Source organism: Roseateles sp., from assembly GCF_036486225.1.
Lineage (GTDB): Bacteria > Pseudomonadota > Gammaproteobacteria > Burkholderiales > Burkholderiaceae_C > Roseateles.
Genome location: NZ_DASVNZ010000060.1, coordinates 23,554 through 29,618 on the forward strand (window position 1 = coordinate 23,554; position 6,065 = coordinate 29,618).

Sequence of the window (6,065 nt, forward strand, 5' to 3'; positions counted from 1 at the left end):
AACAACGAACAACGATCAACCACAAGGACTCGGGCGAGCACATGGAAAACAAGGCACATGCATTGGCCACGGGCCTCTTCGTGCTGCTGCTCGGGGCGGCGCTGGTGGCGGTCATCCTCTGGTTCCGCGACGACCGCGGCGACACGCAGACCTTCACGGTGGTGACCGCCTCGGGCGTGCCGGGCCTCAATGTCAAGGCGCCGGTGAAGCTGCGCGGCGTGCAGGTCGGCAAGGTCGACACCATCCGTTTCGATCCGGCGCAGCCGCGGCAGATCCTCGTCGAGATCGAGGTCGACTCCGATGCGCCGATCGCGCCCGGCACGCAGGCCAAGCTCGGGTACCAGGGCATCACCGGACTGTCGTTCATCGACCTGTACGACGGGCAGGATCCGGCGGATCCCAAGCAGAGCGTGCTGGAGACGCGGCGGATCCCGCTCGCGCCGGGCTTCCTCGACCAGCTGCAGGACGCGGGACCGAAGCTCGCGGCGGGCGCGCTCGCGACGATGGACCGCATCCAGAAGGTGCTCAGCGACAGCAACCAGCAGCAGTTGAGCCAGACGCTGGCGCAGTTGAGCGAGGCGTCTGCCGGGCTCAATCAACTGGTCAAGGATCTGCGGCCGACGGCGCAGGCGCTGCCGGGGCTGGTGAAGAACACCGACGGTCTCGTGGTCGCGGGGAAGAACACCCTGGGCCATGTTGACACGTTGGCGAAGCAGGGCGGCGAGCTCGTCGACGAATACAAGGGCAAGGCGGCCGCGATCGATCAACTGGGCGATGCGGCGGTGCAGCTGCAGCGCACGCTGCGCCGCGTGGAACTGTCGTTGGTCGGCTCAGCGGACAAACCGCGTCAACGCGCGGTGCTGGACGATCTGTCGGCGGCGGCGCGCGCCCTGGAGCGCGCAGCACAGAACATCGGCGACCAGCCGCAAAGCCTGATCCTCGGCCCGACGCCCGGCGCGCCCGGACCCGGTGAAACCGGCTTCGAGGCGGGAGCGAAGAAATGAACGAGCACATCGAACTCCAAAGGACCGGCGGCGTGCGCCGCGTGCTGCTGCTCGGCGGACTGGCCCTCGCCGCGACGCTGAGCGCCTGCGGTAGCCGTCCTCCGCCGCCGACGCAGATGGACCTCGGCCCCGCGCCCGCGTGGCCGCAGCAGACTGTGCTGGCCAAGCGTGTCGAACTGCAGGCGGTCACGGCGCCGGAGACGCTGCAAGGCACCGGGATCGCCTACCGGCTCGTCGACTCGGATCCGTATGCGCGACGCGTGTACCGGGATTCGCGCTGGGCAGCGCCGCTGCCGGTGCTCGTGGCCTCGCGGATGCGCCAGCAGATCGCCCGCGCAACCGTGGCCGCCGGAGCCGATCCTCAGGTGGTCATCAGCGTCACGCTGGAACTCGAGGAGAGCTTGCAGAACTTCTCCGGCGCATCGCGCAGCGAGGTGCAGGTGCGGGTCATGGCGACCGCCGAAGACGGCACGCAACGCGCGTTCGATCGATCGGAACCGGCGGGCTCGAATGCCGAAGGCGCCGTCAAGGCGACGGCGGCCGCGGTGGATGCCTTGGGTCCCGAGATCGCTGCCTGGGCGGCGACCTTGTCGCCACGGGTCCCGCAAGGGCGCGGACGGCGCTGACCTTCAGCGGCGTCAGTGCGACGCCGCGATCCCGCCGCCCATGCGCTGCTGGCGCTGGCGCAGGAAGGCCTCGGCCATGCTGGATTCGGGCTGCAGGCGCTGCCCGATGTAGAGCTCCTGGCGGCGCTCGGTGATCTGCGCGCGCAGGCGGTTGGCCATGATGCCGAGCGGATCCAGGCCGCGCTTCTCGGCGCGCGCTATCGATTCGCCCAGTTCATGCATCGTGTGGTTCTTCAGCAGCGCCAGGTGTGCCTGGACCACGCGCAGCCGGCCCTGCACCGAGCGCTCGGCGCTACGCAGCCATTCCATGACGGCGTCGGCGTCGCCGCCGCGCACTTTCACCAGGCTCTCGCCGGCGGCCAGCAGCAGCGCTTCCAGGCGCTCCCGGTCGCAGGCATCGTAGGCCTCGTTGACCTCGGCCATCTTGCGCTCACGGTGCACGCGTTCGGCATCGTCCGGTGCGAGGTCCGGATGCAGCCGCTTCGCGGCGCGGCGGTAGAGGGTCTTCAGCGGCGGCGGGCCGACCTGCACCAGACCCCCCTCCGGCTCGGCCGGGAGCGGTGCGCCGGCCGGCAGCACCGGCAGATGCGGCATCGAGGTGGCGCGAGGCGAATCCGGCGCGCGGGCATCGAGCCCGTTGCGCGCCAGCGCGTCGTGCAGGTAGCGCATCGCGCAGTACAGCTGCGATTCGAGCGCGTCCAGCTCCATGTACAGCGGACCCAGCGCCGCGACGTAGCGGTCGACGAAACGCTGCATGCGCTGGCGGCACTCCGCGTACTCGGATTCCTGCGACGCCAGATAGCGCTGGAGCTCGGCCAATTGCTCGCGGCGGCGTTCGAAATCGCGCGGCGTGATGGCCTGGCTGAGCATGTTGAGCGGAGTCCCTGGACGTTCTTGTATTGACTGCCGATTCTGCCGTGAGCGCATGACCCTTCAAAGCGCAAACAGCCCCTCGCGGGGCTGTTTTTCTCAGCGTTTTCACCGAGGACCGGGCGAGCGTCGCCCAGTCGGTGCAATCGCTCCGCGCCGGTCAGGGCATGTCAACGCGGTTCATGGTGCGGATGCCGCGCTGGCCGCCTCCGTCGGCCCGCTGGCCACCACGTCCGGCACGCCGACAGGCGCGGAGGCTGGCACGGCAGTGTCAGCTGCCGGTGCGGTCACGGCCGGCGGCGTGTGCGCCCCCGCGGCGGGGCCGCTGATGCCGGTCGCCGGGAGCAGCGGAACGATCAGCAGGGCGACGATGTTGATGATCTTGATCAGCGGATTGACCGCCGGACCCGCCGTGTCCTTGTAGGGATCGCCGACGGTATCGCCGGTGACCGCCGCCTTGTGCGCGTCGGAGCCCTTGCCGCCATGGTGGCCGTCCTCGATGTACTTCTTGGCGTTGTCCCAGGCGCCGCCGCCCGTGCACATCGAGATGGCGACGAACAGCCCGGTGACGATGGTGCCCATCAGCAGCCCGCCCAGCGCGGCCGGGCCGAGCAGCAGGCCGACCACGATCGGCACGATCACCGGCAGCAGCGACGGGACGATCATTTCCTTGATCGCCGCGGCGGTGAGCATGTCCACCGCGCGGCCGTACTCGGGCTTCGCGGTGCCTTCCATGATGCCCTTGATCTCGCGGAACTGGCGCCGCACTTCCTCGACGACCGAGCCCGCCGCGCGTCCCACCGCTTCCATCGCCATCGCGCCGAAGAGGTAGGGGATCAGGCCGCCGATGAACAGCCCGACGATCACCATGTGGTTGCTCAGGTCGAAGCTGACCGAGAGCCCGCGCTGCTCCAGCGCATGGGTGTAGTCGGCGAAGAGCACCAGCGCCGCCAGTCCCGCGGAACCGATCGCGTAGCCCTTGGTCACGGCCTTGGTGGTGTTGCCGACGGCGTCCAGCGGATCGGTGACGTCGCGCACGCTGGCGGGCAGGTCGGCCATCTCGGCGATGCCGCCGGCGTTGTCGGTGATGGGTCCGTAGGCGTCCAGCGCCACGACGATGCCCGCCATGCTGAGCATGGCCGTGGCCGCGATCGCGATGCCGTAGAGGCCCGCAAGCTTGAAGGCCACCAGGATCGCCACGCAGACGAACAGCACCGGCCAGGCGGTGGAACGCATGGACACGCCCAGCCCCGCGATGATGTTGGTGCCGTGGCCGGTGGTCGACGCCTGCGCGACGTGCTGCACCGGCTTGTAGTTGGTGCCGGTGTAGTACTCGGTGATCCACACCATCGCCGCGGTAAGCAGCAGGCCGACCAGGCAGGAGAGGAAGAGGGCGTTCGCACCGATCGTCTGTCCGCCCGGCAGGGTCAGGTCCTGCGGGAACAGCGCGCGGGTGATGAACCAGAACGCGATCGCGGACAGCACGCCCGCGACGATCAGGCCCTTGTAGAGCGCCGGCATCACGTTCTTCATGCCGGGGCTGGCCTTCACGAAGCTGCAGCCGATGATGGACGCGATGATGGACGCGCCGCCCAGCACCAGCGGATACACGATGGCCGCGATGGACATGCCGCCGAAGGTCAGCGCCGCCAGCGCCATCGTCGCGATCAGGGTGACCGCGTAGGTCTCGAAGAGGTCGGCCGCCATGCCGGCGCAGTCGCCGACGTTGTCGCCGACGTTGTCGGCGATCACCGCCGGGTTGCGCGGATCGTCTTCGGGGATGTTCGCCTCGACCTTGCCGACGAGGTCGGCGCCGACGTCGGCGCCCTTCGTGAAGATGCCGCCGCCGAGGCGGGCGAAGATCGAGATCAGCGACGAGCCGAAGGCCAGCCCCAGCAGCGGCTTCAGCGTCTGGCTGTCCGCGCGGGTACCGCTCTCGCTCACCCACATGAAGAACAGGCCGACGCCGAGCAGACCCAGGCCCACGACCAGCATGCCGGTGATGGCGCCGCCCTTGAACGCGACGTTGAGCGCGGGGCCGATGCCCTGCGTCGCCGCCTGCGCGGTGCGCACGTTGGCGCGCACCGAGACGTTCATGCCGATGAAGCCGCAGGCGCCGGACAGCAGCGCGCCGATGAAGAAGCCGATGGCCGTCTTCCAGTCGAGCGCGACGCCGATCAGGATGCCCAGCACGACGCCGACGATCGCGATGGTGCGGTACTGCCGCGCCAGATAGGCCGCGGCACCTTGCTGGATCGCGCCGGCGATCTCCTGCATGCGGGGATTGCCGGGGTCCTGGCTTAGGATCCAGCTGCGTTGGATAAAGCCGTAAAGCACCGCCGCCAGCCCGCAGGCCAGCGCGAAGTACAGCGCCAAACTCGTCGACATAAGGTTGTCTCCTCTCGCTGATTCTTTGATCCGTGAGACGGTTCCATCCAGCGGGCGCCGGGCCTGCGCGCACGCAACAGCAACAGTCCGTCGATCGATGCTAAGGCTGTGAATAGTGCATGGCATGAGCGTTTACCAGCGGATTCACGGGCTTTGCAAGCCGGGTGTCAGGCGTTGCGGGGGCGTATGAAGGCACAAGGGCAACGACTGGCCCCGGGCATGTCGTCTGCCTCGTCACGTCACCTTTACATGCGCTCGATGCGAGGCGCTTCGTGCACGGCGCCCGAAGCCGGCGGAGCCGGTGCCCCTCTCCGCTCAATCTCCTCCTCGCCGCTCGGAATTCGCTTCGAGGGGCACCGGCTCCGCCGGCTTCTCCGGACCGAGGTCCGCCGTCAGCGCTTGCGACGTTCCTTGCGGGGATCGACGGGGCCCGCGGCGCTGGGACCGATGTAACGGCCGCGCGGACGGATCACCGAATCGATCGTGAGCTGCTCCATCGCGTGAGCCAGCAGCCCCACACTGCGGGCGATCGCGAAGATCGCGAAGCCCGCGCCCGGCGGCAGCTTGTAACGCGCGACGAGCGCGGCCAGCGCCACGTCCATCGACGGCGGCAGCCCCGTCAGCGCGACCACGCGCTCGATCAGACGCGCGATCGCGGCGGGCGGCTTGAAGTCCGCCATCAGCGATGCCGCGCGCGGGTCGCCATCCGGGTAGATGTGATGGCCGAAACCGGGCAGCGGCATCGCCGACGCCAGGTAGCGGTCGACGACGGCATCGGCGCCGTCGCGGTCGACCTCGTCGAACAGCGTGCGCACGCGACCCGAGGCGTCGCCGTGCAAGGGGCCGGAGAAGGTCGTGAGTCCCGCGAGCAGGCAGGCCGGCAAGGAGGCGCCGGTGGACGCCGTGATGCGCGCGGAGAACGCCGAGCTGGTGATCTCGTGATCGGCCGCGAGCACCAGCGTCTTGCGCAGCAGCGCGGCGACCGCGCGCGGCTGGCCCCAGCCTCGCGCCAGGCGCTCATGCAGCGGCAGCGACTCCTCGTCCGACGCGCCGAAGGCGACCGCCAGCCGGCCGACCAGCGCGGACGCTTCCTCGATCAGGACGCGAGGCACGCGGCCGCGGGTCGAGTGTCCCGTGGCGGTGAGCGCCGCCAGTTCGGCGAACGCGCGGGCCCGCC

5 protein-coding genes are annotated in these 6,065 nt (G+C 69.6%); 2 read left to right on the forward strand and 3 right to left on the reverse strand.

Translation table 11 applies throughout. The features are described 5' to 3' along the window. The first annotated feature begins 41 nt into the window (after positions 1 to 41). Together VF536_RS04830 and VF536_RS04835 are read left to right on the forward strand one after the other, a co-directional pair. Positions 42 to 1,004 carry an MlaD family protein gene (locus VF536_RS04830; RefSeq protein ID WP_331613669.1) on the forward strand — a complete coding sequence of 321 codons (963 nt, stop codon included), beginning with the start codon at positions 42 to 44 and terminating at the stop codon, positions 1,002 to 1,004. Further along, a complete protein-coding gene (locus VF536_RS04835; protein WP_331613670.1) occupies positions 1,001 to 1,630 on the forward strand; it encodes an ABC-type transport auxiliary lipoprotein family protein in 630 nt (209 codons plus the stop codon). Before VF536_RS04830 ends, VF536_RS04835 begins: the two co-directional genes overlap by 4 nt. A 12-nt stretch (positions 1,631 to 1,642) precedes the next feature. On the opposite strand, the gene VF536_RS04840 is transcribed toward VF536_RS04835, so the two are convergent. From VF536_RS04840 to VF536_RS04850, 3 genes are all read right to left on the reverse strand, one after another. Further along, positions 1,643 to 2,500 carry a hypothetical protein gene (locus tag VF536_RS04840; protein ID WP_331613671.1) on the reverse strand — a complete coding sequence of 286 codons (858 nt, stop codon included), beginning with the start codon at positions 2,498 to 2,500 and terminating at the stop codon, positions 1,643 to 1,645. 180 nt (positions 2,501 to 2,680) lie between these two features. After that, positions 2,681 to 4,888, reverse strand: coding sequence for a sodium-translocating pyrophosphatase (locus tag VF536_RS04845; RefSeq protein ID WP_331613672.1), 2,208 nt, complete (start codon positions 4,886 to 4,888; stop codon positions 2,681 to 2,683). A 392-nt stretch (positions 4,889 to 5,280) separates the two neighbouring features. After that, on the reverse strand, positions 5,281 to 6,065 hold a 785-nt coding region (locus VF536_RS04850), incomplete at its 5' end, for a citrate synthase (RefSeq protein ID WP_331613673.1).